The sequence below is a fragment of the Photobacterium sp. 270122K genome (assembly GCF_059941365.1).
In genome coordinates this window covers 631,623-651,680 of sequence record NZ_JBPOEN010000002.1, presented here as the reverse complement: position 1 = coordinate 651,680, position 20,058 = coordinate 631,623, and the positions used below count along the sequence as shown (strand labels likewise).

15 protein-coding genes and 2 tRNA genes are annotated in these 20,058 nt (G+C 47.0%); 12 read left to right on the top strand and 5 right to left on the bottom strand.

The features are described from left to right. Window positions 1-201 precede the first annotated feature (201 nt). Window positions 202-1,116, bottom strand: coding sequence for a toll/interleukin-1 receptor domain-containing protein (locus ACSF8W_RS06020; RefSeq protein WP_500845890.1), 915 nt, complete (start codon window positions 1,114-1,116; stop codon window positions 202-204). Between the two features lie 155 nt (window positions 1,117-1,271). Continuing rightward, window positions 1,272-2,483, bottom strand: a complete 1,212-nt coding sequence (locus ACSF8W_RS06015; RefSeq protein WP_500845889.1) for a serine/threonine-protein kinase — start codon at window positions 2,481-2,483, stop codon at window positions 1,272-1,274. Window positions 2,484-3,278: 795 nt separating this feature from the next. Between ACSF8W_RS06015 and ACSF8W_RS06010 the strand changes: the two genes are divergently transcribed. Next, complete coding sequence (locus tag ACSF8W_RS06010) at window positions 3,279-4,256, top strand: integron integrase (protein WP_500845888.1); 978 nt, start codon at window positions 3,279-3,281, stop codon at window positions 4,254-4,256. Between the two features lie 281 nt (window positions 4,257-4,537). Here ACSF8W_RS06010 and ACSF8W_RS06005 read toward each other — a convergent pair. Both ACSF8W_RS06005 and ACSF8W_RS06000 read right to left on the bottom strand, forming a co-directional pair. Further along, a tRNA-Asp gene (locus tag ACSF8W_RS06005) sits at window positions 4,538-4,614 on the bottom strand. A 39-nt stretch (window positions 4,615-4,653) separates the two neighbouring features. Then, window positions 4,654-4,744, bottom strand: a tRNA-Ser gene (locus ACSF8W_RS06000). A 342-nt stretch (window positions 4,745-5,086) separates the two neighbouring features. On the opposite strand from ACSF8W_RS06000, the gene ACSF8W_RS05995 reads away from it, so the two are divergent. From ACSF8W_RS05995 to tusE, 7 genes are all read left to right on the top strand, one after another. Beyond that, window positions 5,087-6,013 (top strand): adhesion domain-containing protein, encoded by a 927-nt coding sequence (locus ACSF8W_RS05995; RefSeq protein WP_500845886.1) that lies wholly within the window; start codon window positions 5,087-5,089, stop codon window positions 6,011-6,013. A gap of 167 nt (window positions 6,014-6,180) precedes the next feature. Then, the gene (locus ACSF8W_RS05990) at window positions 6,181-7,422 is read left to right on the top strand and encodes an amino acid ABC transporter substrate-binding protein (RefSeq protein WP_500845885.1); all 1,242 of its coding nucleotides are present in this window, start codon (window positions 6,181-6,183) and stop codon (window positions 7,420-7,422) included. Window positions 7,423-7,496: 74 nt separating this feature from the next. Further along, window positions 7,497-8,708, top strand: coding sequence for an amino acid ABC transporter permease (locus tag ACSF8W_RS05985; protein WP_500845883.1), 1,212 nt, complete (start codon window positions 7,497-7,499; stop codon window positions 8,706-8,708). A 65-nt stretch (window positions 8,709-8,773) separates the two neighbouring features. Further along, window positions 8,774-9,871, top strand: coding sequence for an amino acid ABC transporter permease (locus ACSF8W_RS05980; protein ID WP_500845882.1), 1,098 nt, complete (start codon window positions 8,774-8,776; stop codon window positions 9,869-9,871). Window positions 9,872-9,895: 24 nt separating this feature from the next. Further along, a complete protein-coding gene (locus ACSF8W_RS05975) occupies window positions 9,896-10,642 on the top strand; it encodes an amino acid ABC transporter ATP-binding protein (RefSeq protein ID WP_500845880.1) in 747 nt (248 codons plus the stop codon). Between the two features lie 328 nt (window positions 10,643-10,970). Next, window positions 10,971-11,639: a Bax inhibitor-1/YccA family protein gene (locus ACSF8W_RS05970; protein ID WP_500845879.1), complete on the top strand. Its 669-nt coding sequence runs from the start codon at window positions 10,971-10,973 to the stop codon at window positions 11,637-11,639. Window positions 11,640-11,782: 143 nt separating this feature from the next. After that, window positions 11,783-12,112: a sulfurtransferase TusE gene (gene tusE / locus ACSF8W_RS05965; protein ID WP_500845878.1), complete on the top strand. Its 330-nt coding sequence runs from the start codon at window positions 11,783-11,785 to the stop codon at window positions 12,110-12,112. Window positions 12,113-12,226: 114 nt separating this feature from the next. On the opposite strand, the gene yccX is transcribed toward tusE, so the two are convergent. Then, on the bottom strand, window positions 12,227-12,499 hold the full coding sequence (yccX, locus tag ACSF8W_RS05960) for an acylphosphatase (protein ID WP_500845877.1): 273 nt from the start codon (window positions 12,497-12,499) through the stop codon (window positions 12,227-12,229). Window positions 12,500-12,589: 90 nt separating this feature from the next. Between yccX and ACSF8W_RS05955 the strand changes: the two genes are divergently transcribed. The 4 genes from ACSF8W_RS05955 (at window position 12,590) to ACSF8W_RS05940 (ending at window position 20,016) form a co-directional block, all read left to right on the top strand. Further along, window positions 12,590-13,990 carry a methyl-accepting chemotaxis protein gene (locus ACSF8W_RS05955; RefSeq protein WP_500845875.1) on the top strand — a complete coding sequence of 467 codons (1,401 nt, stop codon included), beginning with the start codon at window positions 12,590-12,592 and terminating at the stop codon, window positions 13,988-13,990. 287 nt (window positions 13,991-14,277) lie between these two features. Beyond that, window positions 14,278-15,468: a class I SAM-dependent methyltransferase gene (locus tag ACSF8W_RS05950; RefSeq protein WP_500845874.1), complete on the top strand. Its 1,191-nt coding sequence runs from the start codon at window positions 14,278-14,280 to the stop codon at window positions 15,466-15,468. 289 nt (window positions 15,469-15,757) lie between these two features. Further along, complete coding sequence (locus ACSF8W_RS05945) at window positions 15,758-16,381, top strand: YccT family protein (protein ID WP_500845872.1); 624 nt, start codon at window positions 15,758-15,760, stop codon at window positions 16,379-16,381. Between the two features lie 458 nt (window positions 16,382-16,839). Then, a complete protein-coding gene (locus ACSF8W_RS05940) occupies window positions 16,840-20,016 on the top strand; it encodes a chitinase C-terminal domain-containing protein (protein WP_500845871.1) in 3,177 nt (1,058 codons plus the stop codon). The last annotated feature ends 42 nt before the right edge of the window (window positions 20,017-20,058 follow it).

Here is a 20,058-nt window from a genome sequence, read left to right as displayed (position 1 = left end):
CAAACAGACCGAATGTAGAGCGGCAGTCCCAAACCTTATATTACCTGACGCTGTTGTTGACAACCGGGGGAGTCCATGTAGCCCAATTAAGGTGTGAAGCACGCTACCACGAAACTCAAACTGGACGCCGTAATCACTAAGCTAAACCCAAACCAAAAATGCCAAGCGTGCTGAATCACTCTTAAATTGTTTGTTAGGCAATTATTGCGTCACCGATATTCCTGCTCGTCGAAGGTAATCTTCAAAGTCATACAAACTGTTGTTACCGGAATAATGAATTAGGCGTCCAAAAGTATATTGCTCTTTACCAATTGATAGGTTATTTCCTAGTTGTGGGATTGGGATAGAAACTCGCCCTCCGTCAACAGATACTTGGAAATAATCACAGACCCTATTATTATCATAATAAATATCGTAAAAATCTCTTGAAGCTGATGGGTCTGGGAACCTATCTGTCCACTCCTCCCTGAAGCTTTCGTACCTATCAGTTCGTCTATTTCGTATTTGCAGACGAATGTCGTGTTTATTACTATAAACACCAATATCATCGTCATATACCCAGTCTTCAGGATCAGAGCTTAACACTCTATTTTTTAAGCTTTCCAAGCTAAGGTCGTTCGTAGGCATTTGTTGAGATTGGGTCGTAAATAGAGGTTTACTCCCCAGAGCAGGTTTTACATAACGAGGTTCTTGATAAATATTTCGAAGTAGGTCTTCAAAAGAACTTTCGATGTTCTGATCATTTGAAAAATCAAAATACACCAAACTTCCTAAATAGTCAGGGACAGGTTTCGCTGATTGGGTGCGTACAATTGGAAGGTAAGTCTTACCATTAACATGTCGATTATAAAAATCACCAGTAATAAGTGATGTTTCCTCTCCTGCCCCTTTTATTCTTTGGTTAGCTCTACTCACATATTGCGGTGTACATATCACCAAAATATGCGACGACGAGCTAACAGCATTTTCCATAAAGTGATGCATATCAGATCCTCCGCGCAGATCATACTGATCTAGTATCACTGGAATACCTGCATGAATTAGCTTGTCCGCAAACTGCCTAACCCAAGTTTTGTGTTCTTCGTTGTCCCATGAGTAAGATATAAATACTTGCATAGTTTTCCTTTAGTTAACCTATTCCTGAATTACCTAACGCCTTGGCATAAGGTGCGCCAACGCTGAACTTACAAAACCAAATACACTTCAAACCAAAACCACCGAGTGTTAAGCGTCACCTTGATGCCTTTGTTAGTATTGAACTCCCCCAAACCCTAAAACGGAATATCGTCATCAATATTTATTTGTGTAGGGACTTTTTGCGACTGCTGTCCCCATACCGATTGTTGTGGTAGAGGCTGAACGCTTTTACACTTAGAACATCCATCAGAAGTATTTTTACCAATATCTGCTTTCTGCAAATAGGAGCCACATTTTTCACACTCAGGAATCCGGAAAAGTTCACCACCACAACCACCGCAGAAAGGTGTATTAGCAATTGGAAATCCGCAACTACACTGATATATAAGTTTATTCCCACAAGCAGTACAGTGAATATCTGTGCACTCTTCCATGAAGTTTGCTCCTTTGTAAAAACTATTTGGAGACCAATATGCACTTGGACATTTCAGGTTATTACATAAAGCACGGCTAGGACTTGTACTAACTGACTGCCTCGTACCAGAAAGAACTCTTAGCTCACGCAAAAATTCAACTGCATTCGTATAGCGATCTGCTACTTTATACTCGCATGCTTTAGTTATAACTTTTTTAAGAGTAAATGGAATTGATCGTTCATTCTTATCTAATTCAAGAACTGACGGAGATCCAGTAAGAAGTTTACAGAGAACTAACCCTAGCGAGTAAATATCTGAACGTTCATCAACACTTTTCATGTCGTTATTCTGCTCGGGTGACATATACTCTGCAGACCCTAGATGGTCACCTGTTCGTGTGGCTCTAGTGAAGTTTGGATTTCCAGATGGTGAAAAACCAATTGAGAAATCAATTAGGTATGCATTACCAGATTTAGATAGCATAATATTTGAAGGCTTAATATCTCGATGAATAATACCTTTTGAATGTACTAGCACGAGAGCTTCAAGAATTTGACTTGCAATACCGATAACTTGTGACTGCTCTATGGAACCATTTTTATGAAGGTATTCATCAAGGTTTGAGCCATCAATGTATTCCATAACTGTATAAGGAACTACATTATTACCTTCAACAACTTCACCATGTGTCAATACATATGGAATTGATGGATGTTGCACCTCTGCCAGTATGAAGGCTTCTCGTTTAAATTTTTTCCTTAATTCGTGGTTATTCTTATTGAATACACTATCGAAAAATTTAACAGCAACAAATCTTTCCAACGAAGGCTGTCTAGCCTTACGTGTTTTTCCAGATAGCCCCGAACCAATATCTTCCAGCAGTTCAAAACCTTGACGTTTTAGATGATTGTAATAAATAGTCAATTTCACCTCTGAACCTAATTTTCAATACTAACGCTTTGCTCAGCCGCCACCGGAACGTAGCTGCTTTGTGCTAGCGTAAGCGTACAGCACAAAGCAGGCGGAGTGTAGGTGGTCGGATGCAGCAACTTGTTAAAACCCAGCCCATTCGTAGGTAGAGAAGACTAACTTTGAATATTTTTCAGGTAGGCTGTCATAAATGCTTCGGTATTCACTTAGTTGATTGGACAAATCACAGCCTGGAAATATACCTCGATTGATGAGGTACAACATTAGACATATTACGAATTCTCTTTCGTGACCTTTCTCTGGGTAGTAAGAACGAAGAGCAATAACTTCTCCGGGGGAATAATGCTGGTCGACTGTCATTATGCATGATTGCTGAAATATCACCTTTTTCAATAGTGAATAATATTCATCAGCGCTATCGCCATAATCACTATTGGCAATAAATCTAAGCTCTTTTTCGGTGACACTCTGTATGAATTCGATCATGAGAAGTTTTAACAACTTTATATATGGAATTGCGCTACGTTACAATTCTACATATCACCATTAGCACATGCTAACATAGCGAATAACCCATTGATATAAATATACTATCTTATCTTTCCTTTGCGAAAATGTAGAATCATTCCATATATCACGTTCTACATTTTCATCATCCGTACTATGTCACTTTTTTATGGAAAAAGATGAAACATGGCACATTCAAACATGATAAGAATCAAATGTTTTTTGATTGATTTTTTATCTATTCAAGTTCACAGCTATGTTGTCTGTATATACATACAGGAATCTACTATGACTAAATCTCCGTTCCTTCAATCTATTGAGAATTTCATGTATGCAAAGCATTACAGTAAACAGACCGTGAAAATCTATACCTATTGGATTAAAAATTTCATCCTTTTTAACAACAAAAGACACCCTCGTGATATGGGCTCTACCGAGGTTAAATATTTTCTTACTCATATTGTCATTACACGAAATGTGGCGGCAAGAACGCAAGCCACTGCGTTAAACTCACTTGTGTTTCTCTACAATACATTCCTAGGTCAGCCTTTAGATCATGATCTCGGTTTCAAAAAATCCCATAAAGATCGTAAAATTCCAACCGTTTTAACGCCAGTTGAAATCACTCTACTTTTTCAATCGATCCGTAAGGATTTATTACTGCCGTTTCAATTAATGTATGGCAGTGGCCTGCGATTATCTGAAGTGCTGCATTTACGTTACGGCGATGTAGATTATGACTATGGAGCACTCAGAATATGGCAATCAAAAGGCGGAAAAAATCGTACTGTTACGTTGGCAAAAGAACTTTATTCGTCATTACGGAATCAGCAAAGTTTAGTTGAGCACTATTATATTACCGACATGATGAACCCAAATTTCAGCGGTGTATGGCTTCCTTTCGCACTCGCAAAAAAATACCCCAATGCACCAAAAGAAAAAAAGTGGCAATACCTCTTCCCTTCTCGTCACATTTCCGCCAATCCTGCAACAGGCCAACTGCGTAGGCATCATATACACCGAACATCTCTCAGCAAGGAAATCAGAAATGCAGCCGGTCAGAGTAAAATTGAAAAATCAGTGACCTGTCATACACTTCGACATTCATTTGCAACGCATATACTGGCAAATGGTTCTGATATTCGTACCGTTCAAGAGCAACTTGGCCATAGTGATGTAAAAACTACTGAAATATACACCCATGTACTTAAACGGGGGGCATCTGGTGTACAAAGTCCGTTGTCAGCATTATTGGCAAAGGAATAACCACGCTACCGCCCTTACGTTATCCGCACATCATGCATAATGAGTGACTATGCCTTATCTTTCATTATCAGAAAAGTACAACAACAGCATCGTTACTTTGTCTGTGATATATCCTCAATCATGTGAAGAACGTCGATGCAAAAAAGCCGCTGATTTCTCAGCGGCTTTCTTCTGTTTGGCAGAGTTGCCTGAGTATAGGGGGATTTCAAATCTCGTTTCTACATGACCAAACTCAACACATACAAAAAAGCCCCAGTCTTTCGACTGGGGCTTCGTTGTGTTGGCGGAGCGGACGGGACTCGAACCCGCGACCCCCGGCGTGACAGGCCGGTATTCTAACCAACTGAACTACCGCTCCAATTCTGTATGAAACCCGGTAAACCCGATTTCTAGAATGTGGCGGAGAGATAGGGATTTGAACCCTAGGTGGGCTATAAACCCACGCCGGTTTTCAAGACCGGTGCTTTAAACCACTCAGCCATCTCTCCTGAGTGCGGTGGATAATACGGGTTTCGTTTTTGGCTGTAAAGTGCTTTTTTAAAATAATCGATCAAACGGTGAATTTAACCGCTAAAAGCACATAAATAAAACAAAAATCAAACAAAATGAAATATTTGAATGGTTTTTCAACAAAGTAGAGAGGCGACCACCACTTTTATTCTTGCGACGCACTTCATGTATTTTTTGTGACATTCCACTACAGACTTTCACCTTTTTATGACTTATTTTGTGTTCTCATAGTAAATGTTTAACCCCCTGTAGAGTACCCATCGATGTACAACATGTTCCGTCCTATTGCCCTTACCTGCCTACTTTTGACAGGGTTGCCCATGCACGCCGTTGCCTCGCCAGACAAACCCCGTTGTGCAACGACGCCACATGCATCAGGCTGGACACTGTTAGACAATACATGTGATGTCGGCCAAGGCCTGTGGGGGCGAAAACCCAAAACAGAAGATGGGACGTTCTGGGTGCAATGTAACTACAGCAAAGCCATTCCTGACCCCAGTTTTTTGCGCTCCGTACAACAGGTGTTTCCCACCTCCCATTACCTGCTTAATGATGACGACCATTATCGCTGTGTGGTTGGTCCGGTGAGCAGTTACACCCATGCGCAGGAAGTGAAACAAACCTTGATGCAGCAAGGTATTCGCAACGCGTTCATTCGACAACAAAGGGACGGCAAAACGCGCAATACTGCCCTTTCTGTTGCTGAACAATTGGCGGCAACAAAAATGGCGACATTAAACGCGACGCGCAAGCCCGTTGCCCAATCACGACTCTCGACATCAGAGACTGCACCTGCGACAGCAACCCCCGTCACCCCGGCTCAACCCGTAAAATCCGCTAAACCGCTGATTGAAAACCGCACCGTGTTAGATGCGGCGATCTATTCGTTTACCTTTGAGAACCTCAATTTTTATCAGCCTCGTACCATTCAATCCACCCGCGAGATGCCACCGGCGTTTGTCAAAGAGCATCAGCAATATTGGTCACGCGTTCCCTTGAACGAGGCGCAACAATGGTGCAACCGCTACGGCTTGCGTCTGCCATCGTTTGACGAGCTTAAACACCTGCAAACCTATGGCCAGCGCTTCTTGCTGCGCAACCACTGGCCGATCATTCATAGCTATTGGAGCCAATCTATCAGCCATTACTCAGGCGAAATTCAAACACTGAATGTGCGCAACGGCCGTGTGGATGAATATCGCCCACTTGCCCTGCTCTACACCACGTGTGTGCAAGAAGCGAGCTAACACGCGTCATACTCAATAGCCATGTTGTTACATCCTTTATTCACTAGACGTATTGAAATCTGTTTCTATACTCAATATTGACAGAAAACAATTAGTTAAAATTGTCTCGCTGTATTGACATCAGTTCAGGTCAATTTTTCTTTGATACGGAATGACAGGACGTAATTATGACGCATAAGTTCAAGGCGAAGAAAACCCTCCCCCTTTCGCTGGTCGCTTCTTCCCTCGCGCTGCTATTGGTAGGGTGTGATGGCGGCACAGGCAGCAACAGTCAAGACAAAGCCCTCATACAAGAACTGCAAAGCAAAGTGACCTCCCTTGAACAACAATTGGCCAAAGATGGCAGCGCAACCGCGGGGGATGTAGCGACCGATGCCTCGGCGCTTGAAGCCAAAGTGGCCGATCTTGAAAAACAATTAGCGGCAGCCACCAGCGACAGTCCTCGCCCAACGGATGCTTCCGACACATTAGCCAAAGTCAAAAAACAAGGTTACGTGCAATGTGGTGTCAGTACCGGCTTACCCGGCTTTTCTAACCCCAATGAGAAAGGCGAATGGGAAGGCCTTGATGTAGAGTTTTGCCAAGCCGTCGCGGCAGCCGTATTGGGCGACAAATCCAAAGTAAAATACATTCCACTGACCGCAAAAGAACGTTTCACGGCGCTGCAATCGGGTGAAATTGATGTGCTATCCCGTAACACGACCTGGACCTTACACCGTGATACCGCATTAGGGCTCAATTTCACGGGTGTGACGTACTACGATGGCCAAGGTTTCATGGTGAAGAAGACCTTAGGCATCGACAGCGCAACCAAATTGGATGGCGCCGCGGTGTGTGTGCAATCTGGAACCACGACCGAGTTGAATCTGGCTGATTACTTCCGTTTCCTCGAAATGAAATACACCCCTGTGGTATTTGATACTGCCGCACAAACCGTGAAAGGATTTGAGGCTGGCCGTTGTGATGTGCTGACCACAGACCAATCCGGCTTATATGCCCTGCGTTTGAATCTGCAAGACCCATCTACCGCCGTTGTACTGCCTGAAATTATCTCAAAAGAACCACTAGGCCCTGTCGTTCGCCAAGGGGACGACCAATGGTTCAATATCGTGAAATGGACCTTGTTCGCCATGGTGAATGCCGAAGAGTTGGGCGTGTCATCGGCCAATGTGGACGACATGAAAAAATCTAACGATCCTCACATTCGCCGCCTTATGGGGAATGACGGGCCGAAAGGCAAAGGCTTGGGGATCAGTGATGACTGGAGCTACCAAATCATTAAGCAAGTGGGTAACTATGGCGAGAGTTTTGAACGCACCGTCGGCATGGGGTCGCCACTGAAAATCAAACGCGGGTTGAATGCCCTGTGGACTGATGGCGGCCTGCAATACGCCCCACCTATTCGCTAACTCCTCTCACCGATGAACCGTGTAACGCGGTGCCCTTAACGGGGCACCCACCCTCTGGTGACGAGCCGTATAGAATGTGCCCGTCACATCTGCGAAACTTCAAAGTAGGATGTGATGTTTTGTCAGTGTCTAAAACCAATCTTTTCTATAATCCCACCTTCCGTGCTGTGATCTTCCAATTGATTGCCGTTGCGTTGATCGGCTTAGCCGCCTATACCCTGATCACAAATGTGCTGGATAACTTAGCCCAACGCGGAATTGCGACCGGGCTAGATTTTTTGCACCAAGAAGCTGGATTTGGCATTGGGTTAACCCTCATCGAGTACGATGAAACACACACTTATGGCCGCACGTTTTTTGTTGGCTTACTCAATACCGCATTAGTGTCCGTATTAGGGATTTTACTGGCAACGGTAATTGGCTTTGTTATCGGCATTGCGCGGCTGTCTTCTAACTGGTTAGTGAGCCGTTTAGCGGCCGTCTATATTGAGATTTTTCGTAATATTCCCTTATTGCTGCAGATCTTCTTTTGGTATTTTGCTGTATTGCAGGCTCTGCCGTCCCCACGCAACAGTTTGAGCCTCGGCGAAGGGATTTTACTGAATGTCCGCGGGTTATATTTGGCCAAGCCCGTCTTTGAGTCCGGGGCTATCTGGCTCGGTTTCGCCACTGTCATTGCGCTGGCTGGCAGCCTTCTCTTTGCCTTTTATGCCAAACGCCAACAACGCTTAACCGGCAAGCAATACCCGATAATGACCGTCACCCTTGTGCTAATGATTGGCTTGCCACTGGCCAGTTTTTTTCTTAGCGGGCAACCTGTCCACTTGGAATATCCCACGTTCAAAGGGTTTAACTTTCACGGTGGGATCTCGATACTGCCTGAGTTGGCCGCTCTGCTGCTGGCGCTGAGTATTTATACTGCCTCATTCATTGCTGAAATTGTGCGTTCCGGTATTAACGCGGTCAGCCACGGGCAAACCGAAGCCTCGCTCGCGTTAGGACTGTCTGCTCGCCATACCTTGCGTTTAGTGGTGATCCCACAAGCGTTGCGCATCATCATTCCGCCCTTAACCAGTCAGTATCTCAATTTAACCAAAAACTCTTCGCTGGCGATGGCCATTGGCTACCCCGATTTGGTGTCGGTGTTCGCAGGCACCACCTTGAACCAAACAGGCCAAGCGATAGAGATTATCGCGATGACCATGGCGGTGTACTTAACGTTGAGCCTGCTTACCTCGCTGCTGATGAACATCTATAACAAGAAAGTGGCCCTGATTGAACGGTGACATCGCATGTTAGAGCATCCCCCACAGCACAGCGATCATAGGGCCCCGTCGGTAAGGAGACACGGATGAAAAAACATACCTTTTTGCCTGATCAGCCGCCCCCGACCAACACGGTCGGTGTATGGCATTGGCTGCGCGTGAATCTGTTTTCCAATACCACCAACACCGTGCTGACATTACTGCTGGGGTATTTAGCCTTGGCGGGGATCAGTGCGATATTTGAATGGTCACTCCTGAATGCCGACTGGATAGGCACCACGCGGGAAGCTTGTCAGCGTGACGGCGCATGTTGGGTGTTTATCAAAGTACGCTTTGATCAATTCATGTTCGGCTTCTACCCCACCGATCAACTGTGGCGACCTCAACTGTTTTATGCCTCATTGGCGGTGATCATCACGTTACTGGCCATTGAACGTACCCCCGGGCGCCTGTGGATCTGGCTGTTTTTTGTCAATATCTATCCGTTTTTAATGGCCGGGTTATTGTTCGGTGGCGTGTTCGGCCTGCCAGTGGTGGACACTCATTTATGGGGTGGCTTATTGATCACCCTGATCATCGCTATTGTCGGGATCGTTGTTTCCCTGCCCATCGGGATTGTGCTGGCGCTAGGTCGGCGTTCATCCATGCCCATCATCCGTAGTCTATCTACCGTGTATATTGAGATTTGGCGCGGTGTCCCCCTCATTACCGTGTTATTCATGGCCTCTGTCATGCTGCCGCTGTTTCTCAATGCGGAAGCCGAAACCGACAAACTGTTTCGCGCACTCATCGGCGTGGTGTTATTCAGTGCCGCTTACATGGCAGAAGTGGTCCGAGGTGGGCTACAGGCGATCCCGTCTGGGCAATATGAAGCCGCAGACGCTCTTGGCCTGAGTTACTGGAAAAAGATGGGACTAATTGTGTTACCGCAAGCGTTGAAAATCAGTATTCCGTCCATCGTGAACACCTTTATAGGCCTGTTCAAAGACACCAGCTTGGTGTTGATCATCGGTATGTTTGATGTGCTGGGGATCGGTCAGGCCGCCAATACCGACCCTAAATGGCTCGGGTTTGCCACGGAAAGCTATGTGTTTGTCGCGTTCGTGTTTTGGATTTTTTGTTTCAGCATGTCGCGTTACAGCATCTATTTAGAGAACAAACTGCATACCGGACACAAACGCTAAACGTATATCTCAGAAGGAGTCATTATGGCTGACACCCCACCGCTGATGATCACCATGGAAAACGTCAACAAATGGTTTGGGCAATTTCATGTGCTCAAAAACATTAATTTATCAGTAAGAAAAGGCGAAAAGATCGTGATCTGTGGGCCGTCCGGCTCCGGTAAGTCGACATTAATCCGTTGTATTAACCGACTCGAAGAACACCAGAAAGGCGAGATTATCGTGGCCGGAAACGAACTGACGGGCGATCTGAAGCACATTGAACGTGTCCGCAAAGAAGTCGGTATGTGCTTTCAGCATTTCAATCTATTCCCTCACCTTACGGTACTGGAAAATTGCACCTTAGCGCCCATTTGGGTGAAAAAGATGCCCAAGAAAGAGGCAGAAGCCGTGGCGATGCAATATTTAAATCGCGTTAAAATTCCGGAGCAAGCCAACAAGTACCCCGGTCAGCTTTCTGGCGGGCAACAGCAGCGCGTCGCCATTGCGCGCTCTTTGTGTATGGCCCCGCAAATCATGCTCTTTGATGAGCCTACGTCTGCGTTGGATCCAGAAATGGTGCGTGAAGTGTTAGATGTGATGGTCGAACTGGCCAATGAAGGCATGACCATGATTTGTGTCACCCATGAAATGGGCTTTGCCCGCCAAGTGGCGGATCGGGTGATCTTCATGGATCAAGGGGAAATTATTGAGGAAAATGCCCCGCAAGCCTTCTTTGACAATCCCGAGTCAGACCGTACACAACTGTTTTTAAATCAGATTCTGCATTGATCTTATCGGCTTCAACCGCCGTTTAATCAAACATGAAGGGAACGGCAACGCGGACGTATTTACGCGCGGCAAGCAAGTAACAAGGCCGATTATAGCGCGAAAACAGCCTAAAAGTTGAAACACAACAGCCATGTGCTGTAACATTCCTTTACAACTTTTGACCAGAACGATAATGAATTGTTAAGTATCATTCGGGTCATACAGTTACATAATGATAATTGTTAGGGGCGATCAGCATAATATGCAATGTTGACTTGCATTTAAGATGAAATGCCCCAATATATCTTTTCATTAGCAATCAACATATCTCACCCTAAGGGGACTGTTTATGAACGATCGTATGATCAATCGTGACTCGGCTTACGAGAGCGTACTATCAACCAATAAGGTTCTACGTAACACTTATTTTCTTCTGTCTATGACGCTAGTTTGGTCAGCTGTTGTGGCTGGCGTTTCAATGGCAATGAACCTGCCATACCCTGGCTTCATCATCACACTTGTTGGCTTCTACGGTCTTATGTTCCTGACTGAGAAGAACCGTGATAGCAGCCTAGGCCTTGTTTTCACCTTCGCATTGACAGGCTTTATGGGTTACACCCTCGGCCCAATTCTGAACGCCTACGTGGGTGCTGGCATGGGTGATACCATTGTCCTTGCACTGGGTGGTACTGCGCTGACATTCCTGTCATGTTCTGCTTACGCCCTAACAACCAAACGTGACCTGTCGTTCCTGAACGGCATGCTAATGGCGGGTTTCATCGCGATCATTGTCGCGGTAGTAGCAAACATCTTCCTACAAATGCCAATGCTATCACTCGCAATCAGCGGTATGTTTGTGATGTTCTCATCAGCAGCGATTTTGCTTACAACACAAAGCATTGTCCGTGGCGGTGAAACAAACTACATCTCTGCCACTGTGACCTTGTATGTATCTATCTACAACCTATTCATCAGCCTACTGCAAATTCTAGGCATCATGGGTGGTAGCGACGACTAATCTCGTCGATACACAAATTACACAGAAAGCGCCTTCGGGCGCTTTTTTTTGGTTTCAACTTAATGGCCTAAGCGTGGCTTGTTAGACTTGCAGCGACAAAGGAATACTTTTATCCTTTGCCGGTTCCATATGTGAGGCACATCATGCTTGAATTTGACGGTAAACACATCGATACCGATGCTCATGGCTATCTAAAAAATGTAAACGATTGGTCAGAAGGCTTGGTTCCCCTGCTTGCGGATGAAGAAGGGATCACCTTAACCGATGCGCATTGGGAAGTGGTTCGCTTTGTGCGTGAGTTCTATCAGGAGTTCAACACCTCTCCTGCCATTAGAATGTTAGTAAAGGCGATGGCGAAAAAATACGGGGAAGAAAAAGGCAGCTCACGCTACCTGTATAAATTGTTCCCGAAAGGCCCAGCTAAACAAGCAACAAAACTGGCAGGCTTGCCAAAACCGGTTAAATGCATTTAATCGACAGCCATTGAAATCAGTGCGAGCGCGAAAGCTCGCACTGCTTTTTCTGCCTAGGTCAGCCATCGTTACCTGACTACACCATCTCGCAGGCTATCTCGCGACGTTCTCTCACTACATAATTTCAAACCCATCAATGTGCCGCCATTCCACTTCCTCACTCTGCACACTCTCTACCGTTGAGGTACTCGGCCCGTGCTGTAACCAGCGCAGCAATTGCTCGACGCGCTCTTCATGGCCACAGGCCAACACTTCCACCGTACCGTCAGGCAAATTCTTGGCATAACCGGTCAACCCGCATTTCAGCCCTTCATGTGCGGTGTGAAAGCGAAAGCCCACGCCTTGAACATTTCCTTGTACGACGGCTTTTACACATATATGTGACATACATCACCTCAAGGTTTTTACTTACTGACCGATAACACAGTAGACTTAGCCGCAAATGCCACTAAGCACATGTTTTAATAGGATTTACAAATGAAAGAAGTTGCATTTCGATGGATCGATAAATACCTTATCCACATTACTATGCAGGAGAAGCTGTATTTAATTCTTCTCTTCCCGCTCCTTGCTCTCATCAGTGCTGGATCTATTTTAGCGGATGCCGCAAACAAACAACGTATTGAAATCACGACACAACACCTTGAGCACACCGCCGCGCTGCTTTCTCAGCAACAGATCCCACAATCTGAGGCCTATACCCTGTTTGCCAATGGGCAAATTCGCGTGGGCAGTGGTGATATTTCAACGTACGTACCAAACATGAACTACACCATCAGCGCGGCAGACATGCCGGGGCTGTTTGCCTATTTAACGCCGATGCACATCGCATTAATGGCCCTTGTCATGATCATCGGGTTTGCCATGGTGTATTACATCATGACCTTCATTGGTGGGGCGATGTTTACCGCTCACCGTGCCCTGCAAGCGCTGGCCGATGGCGACCTTACGAACCGCTTGAACTTTTTTAAAGTCCGCGATGAGTTCAGTACCATTGCCATTACGATTGATAAAGTCAGTGAGCGTGAGCAAGCACTGGTGAAAGCCACCCAGCAAGCCACGACATTAATGCAGCAAATCAGCGACAGTTTGCGTCAACGCAGCGCAGAGAGTGAGAACTTGTCGTCTTCACAACAACAGCACCTTGATTCATTAGCCAGCGCGACGGAAGAGATGGCAACGTCAGTCCGTGAAGTGGCGATCCATGCACACGATACGTCAACCCAGACCCGTGAAGCACAAGACATGTCAGAGCAAGGGCGCGCCCAAGTCAACCAAACACGCCAGTCAATCGTCACACTGAGCAGTGAGATCAACGAGGCGGCACAAGCGGTGGCGGAGCTCGATAGCAATGCCGCTAAAATTGATGCCGTGGTCACCACCATTAACAGTATTTCAGAACAAACCAACCTGCTGGCGTTGAATGCCGCCATTGAAGCCGCCCGTGCGGGCGAACAAGGGCGTGGCTTTGCCGTGGTCGCCGATGAGGTGCGCACACTGGCGGGACGTACTCAGAGTGCAACGGTTGAAATTCAGCACATGATTGAATCGTTACAGCAGAACAGCCAACACCTGATGGCGGTCATGCGTAACACGGTAGATAACGCACAGAACAGCGAAAGCTTAATGGACGCCGTCGATCAGGAAATCACCCAGATCACGGAACGCAATCAGCACATTTCCGATCGCAGCACTGAAATTGCTGCGGCCGCAGAGCAACAAGGGAATGTGGCGGACAACATTGCGTCGAATGTCGAACAAGTCAGAACGCAGTCACATCAGATTTGCGGAGTGATCACACAATCAGCGAATGACATCGCCCAGTTGGGTGAACAAGCGAAAGTGCTTAAATCTCTGATGAGCGGCCTACGCACCTGATCGGTTCGTGGCGTGATTATCGACGGTTATCGTAATACCTAACCGACCCAAGGCCTGCGCAATGCAGGCCTTGTTGTAGGGTGTTCTAGGTGCAAACCGTGCGCCTTCCCCATATTCTCTCTGCATTTCGAGCCCTGATAGCCTGATTTTGCTTGAATGGCATCCGCTCCGTGCATTCTCAACTCAGGTTCAACCCGCTTAAAGACAGGAACTTGGCTATAAAGTTGCTTTTCCCTTGTTTCGACAACATAATACGCGCCCATTCTTTATTCCATACCGGGCATGTCATGACAGCTTCAATTTATCTGGTAAAAGGCCGTGAAAAATCACTGCGCCGCCGTCACCCTTGGGTTTTTTCTCGTGGTATTCAGCGTGTTGAAGGTTCGCCAGCACTGGGCGACACCGTTGACATTTTTGACCACAAAGGTGATTGGTTAGCCCGTGGTGCCTTCTCGCCACAATCTCAGATCCGCGTGCGCGTATGGACCTTTGAGCGTCACGAGGCGATTGACGTTAATTTCTTTGTGAAGCGCCTGCAAGCCGCACAAGGTCTGCGTGACATTCTGGCCGCCCGCGACGGCCTGACCGGTTACCGCCTGATTGCCGCAGAATCTGATGGTCTGCCAGGCATCACTATCGACCGCTACCAAGATTTCTTGGTCTGTCAGCTACTGAGCGCTGGTGCGGAAGCACAAAAAGCGGCGTTGATCGAAGCATTGAATATCTGCTACCCAACGTGCAGCATTTACGAACGCTCTGATGTCGCCGTACGTAAGAAAGAAGGCCTGAAGCAAACAACAGGCGTACTTTACGGTGACATGCCACCGAAGTTTGTCACCATTGAAGAAAACGGTGTGAAAATCAACGTCGATATCGTTGGCGGCCACAAAACCGGTTTCTACCTTGACCAGCGTGATAGCCGTGAAGCGGCGGTAAAATACGTGAACGGTAAGCGCGTACTGAACTGCTTCTGTTACACCGGTGGTTTTGGTCTGTATGCCCTAAAAGGCGGCGCAAGCCATGTAGTTAACGTCGACGTATCACAGCCTGCGCTGGATACGGCACGTCTGAACGCAGAGATGAACGACTACCCGGTTGAGAATGCAGAATTCTTGAACGCTGACGTTTTCCAATTGCTGCGTGACTACCGCGAACGCGGTGAATTGTTCGATGTTGTGATCATGGATCCGCCTAAATTTGCAGAATCTAAATCACAGTTGGTTGGCGCATGTCGCGGCTACAAAGACATCAACATGCTGGCGATGCAGATCCTAAAACCAGGCGGTATGCTATTGACGTACTCTTGCTCTGGCTTGATGGAAAACAGTTTGTTCCAGAAAATCATTGCTGACGCGGCATTGGATGCACACCGTGACGTGCAGTTCATTGAACGCTTCAGCCAAGCGGCGGATCACCCACTAGACAGTGCGTACCCAGAAGGTTTCTACCTGAAAGGGTTCGCGTGCTACGTGAAGTAAGCCGTCGGCACTGAGAACATGAGATAAAAAGAGCCCTCTCTGCGGGCTCTTTTTTTATCGCGATTAATCTCGATTTCATCTCCCTTCGCCACATTCCTCTGCTCAACGATATATTCCTCAGTCGCGCACGCATGACTGGCATTCCTCAGAAAATATCCTTTTCACTCATTACTTTCTGTGTGAACAGCGCTATTATTCAGCATATATTCAGTGATCACGTCACAGACTATTATGATCACATCAATGAACAACCCCCTGTTCAGGAATTTGACATTTTCAAGGAAACTCTATGAAACTTCGTACCGCGCTATTAGCCCTCACGGCGTGTGGCCTCAGCTTTCCCTCTTTGGCTGACGTGAATTTTGCCCTACCGTATCAAGCTGAGCTGGTTCTGGTTAATGGTGTCGAAAAGGAGGGCAATCAACCGCTCGTGCTACCGAATGGTGTTAATCAGATTGCGTTTACTTACCGTGATTCACTGCGTGAAAATGGGGATGACTACCTGTTCACGTCTGATGTCATTTTGGTGAAATTCACGGCAGAAGACAGCAAGTTGAAATTAGAGCTGCCTAAATTGCGCACCGGAATGGACGGCAAGCAATTCAACAAAACACCCCAGGTCACGCTTATTGATGCCGCGGGTGACAAGATCGCGTTCAAACAAGATAAGCTCATGAAAGCGGGCTTACAGTTTGGCCGCGACTATGAGAAAGAAATTGTTGCCTACAATGCGTCAGGTAAAATTGCGGCCGTGGCCCCGATTGTGCCCGTTACGTCACCGGTACCTGCGTTCCCACAAGCCAACGATGGCACGCAACCGCGTAATGTTGCAGAAAACATGCTGACCTATTGGTATGACCAAGCCGATGAAGCCACACGAGCGCGTTTTAAAGCCAAAATAAACCAGCAATAATCCCCTCATTATTCTGTCATCGGCCTATGCGCGAGAACGATGTTTCTCACAACATGTATGCTAGCAAGCGTCAATTGGCGCTTGTTTTCCCCCATTTTTCCTCTTGTGCCCTTCCAATGCTTCACTTCACACTTCCTGATATTGCACTGATAAGCAGGTTCCACTTTCTTTAATTCTTTGTTTTACGTACGATTATTACGCTTTTGTGACACTTGTTTTCCGCCATGTCACCTCGTGGGTTTCCTTTCGGCATACTGACTAAAAAATTAGTTATAGCTGCAAAACAAGGGGGAGGGATTTACATTGTTACCACAATTTTTTGCGAGTAATTCTGAAGAAAGAAACAAATCTACCTACGCTATTTGACTCCATACCTATAGTTATTTCACTGTAGAACCAAAGGCGAACAAGCCTTATTTTTACACACGCACCTTTTTAAATAACTAAAGGATGATTCAATGAAACACTTGAAACAAGGAAAGGCGATGAAGCGAGCATTCCAGCTTAGCACTCTCGCCGTTTCATGCCTTGCCGCATTTAATGCACAAGCTGCAATGGACTGTAGTTCAATCGAAACGTGGAGCAGCAGCAAAGCGTACACAGGCGGCACTCAAGTACAAGAAGCTGGCAGTGTCTACAAGGCAAACTGGTGGTCTCAGGGTAACAACCCTGCACAAAACTCAGGTGCTTACCAAGAGTGGACACTGGTTGACGTATGTTCTGACGGTGAAGTAACCCCTCCACCGCCAGTAAACGAAGCGCCAACAGTATCCATCACATCACCAACAGGTTCTGAGCAAGTCATGACCGGTGATGTTGTGACTATCGCGGCTAACGCTGCAGATAGCGATGGTACTGTTGCTAAAGTTGAATTCTTTGTTGGCGGTGCACTTGTCGGCACAGCAACAAGCGCACCTTACAGTGTTGAGTGGACTGCAGTAAGCGGCCGTCAAACGGTTAAAGTTGTTGCAACAGATGACGATGGCGCAACGGCTGAGAAGTCTGTTGTTGTTGTTGTACAAGACGTAGCAAACGAACTGCCAACCGTTGATCTTGCCCTTTCTGCATCAAGCGTTGATGCTGGCGCAGTGGTTACCTTCACATCGAATGCCGCTGACACAGACGGTACTGTCGAGAAAGTTGAGTTCTTCGTTAACGGTAAACTAGCGGGTACGGCGACATCTTCTCCTTACACTTATGCTTACACCGCGGCTGATGCAGGTACACACACTGTATTTGCACGTGCAACCGATAACGTAGGTGGCACGACCGATTCTGCAGCAGTAACACTGACTGTTGCCGGAGAAGTAACGCCTCCACCACCTCCAGGTGATAAAAACTGTCGTCCAGACGGTCTATACCAGACTGAAGGCGTAAACGTTCCTTACTGTACCCTTTACGATGAAGACGGCCGTGAGCTAATGGGTGCTGATCACCCACGTCGTGTTATCGGTTACTTCACAAGCTGGCGTGCGGGTGATGACCCACAAGCACAATACCTTGTTGACGACATTCCTTGGGAGCAGCTAACTCACATCAACTACGCGTTTGTGAGCATCGGTGCTGACGGTAAAGTGAATGTAGGTAATGTTAACGATCCTAACAACGCTGCAACAGGTAAAACATGGCCTGGCGTTGAAGTTGACCCAAGCCTAGGCTTTAAAGGTCACTTCGGTGCACTTGCAACTTACAAGAAAAAGCATGACGTTAAGACACTGATCTCAATCGGTGGCTGGGCTGAAACCGGTGGTCACTTCGGTGAGAATGGCGACCGTGTTGCTGATGGTGGCTTCTACACCATGACCACGAACGCTGATGGCTCTATCAACCACGCAGGCATCGAGACGTTCGCGACCTCTGCCGTTGAAATGATGCTGAAGTACAAGTTCGATGGTCTGGATATCGACTATGAGTACCCAACCTCAATGGCAGGTGCCGGTAACCCATACGATGCAGCGTTCATGGAACCACGTCGTCCATACCTATGGGCTTCATACCAAGAGCTAATGAAAGTCCTTCGTGAGAAGCTAGATGCGGTTTCTGCTCGTGACGGTCAACACTACATGCTAACCATCGCAGCACCATCTTCTGGTTACCTGCTACGTGGTATGGAAACGTTCGATGTTACTAAGTACCTCGATTACGTTAACATCATGTCTTACGACTTGCACGGTGCATGGAACGACCACGTTGGTCACAACGCCGCACTATTCGATACAGGTAAAGACTCCGAGCTAGCGGCTTGGGACGTATACAGCACTGCTGCTTACGGTGGTATTGGTTACTTGAACACTGACTGGGCTTACCACTACTTCCGTGGTTCTATGCCTGCAGGTCGTATCAACATCGGTGTACCTTACTACACCCGTGGTTGGCAGGACGTAACGGGTGGCGAAAATGGTCTATGGGGCCGCGCTGCATTGCCTAACCAGTCTCAGTGTGAGCCAGGTACCGGTGAAGGTGAGAAGAACAACTGTGGTAACGGTGCAGTAGGTATCGATAACCTATGGCACGATAAGAATGCTGCAGGTAACGAAATGGGTGCCGGTTCTAACCCAATGTGGCACGCTAAGAACCTTGCAGAAGGTATCTTCGGTAGCTACTCAACCGCTTACGCACTTGACCCTGTGAACAACCCTGAGCACCAACTTGTTGGTAACTACGTACGTAACTACGATAGCGTCGCTGTGGCACCATGGCTATGGAACGCAGAGAAGAAAGTCTTCCTATCGACAGAAGACAAAGACTCTATCAACGTGAAAGCTGACTACGTTATCGATAAAGAAATCGGTGGTATCATGTTCTGGGAACTAGCAGGTGACTATAACTGTTATGTTCTAGATGCAAACGGTAAGCGTACAACAATTGACTTGACTGAGAACGCATGTAAGACCGGTAATGGTGAGTACCACATGGGTAACACGATGACCAAAGCGATCTACGACAAGTTCAAGGCGGCGACACCTTACGGTAACAGCGTTGCGACTGGCGCAATCCCAACAGAAGCGGTTGACATCACCGTCTCTGTCGGTGGCTTCAAAGTCGGCGACCAGAACTACCCAATCAATCCGAAGATCATCTTCACTAACAACACCGGTGCTGCGCTACCGGGTGGTACTGAATTCCAGTTTGATATTCCAACGTCAGCACCTGACAATGCGAAAGATCAATCTGGTGGTGGTCTGAAAGTGATTGCTTCTGGTCACTCAGCAGCGAACAACATCGGTGGTCTACAGGGTGAAATGCACCGCGTTGCATTCACACTACCTAGCTGGAAAGATCTGCCTGCTGGCGGCACTTACGAGCTAGACATGGTTTACTACCTCCCAGTTTCTGGTCCTGCAAACTACAGCGTAAACATCAACGGTCAAGATTACGCATTCAAGTTTGAGCAGCCAGATCTGCCAATCGGTACGCCAGGTGAAGGCGGCGGCGGTAACCCAGATCCAGGCGGTTGTGACACAACGGGTGTTAACACTTACCCTAACTGGCCACAAACTGACTGGGGCGGTAACCCAAGCCACGCAAACCAAGGTGACAAGATGATCCACAATGGCGTTGTTTACAAAGCCAACTGGTGGACAAGCTCTACACCAGGTAGCGATGGTAGCTGGGCGAAAGTGTGTAATATCTAATTACGCTTAATCGTTCAAAAAACAAGCGCAGGGTTATCCCTG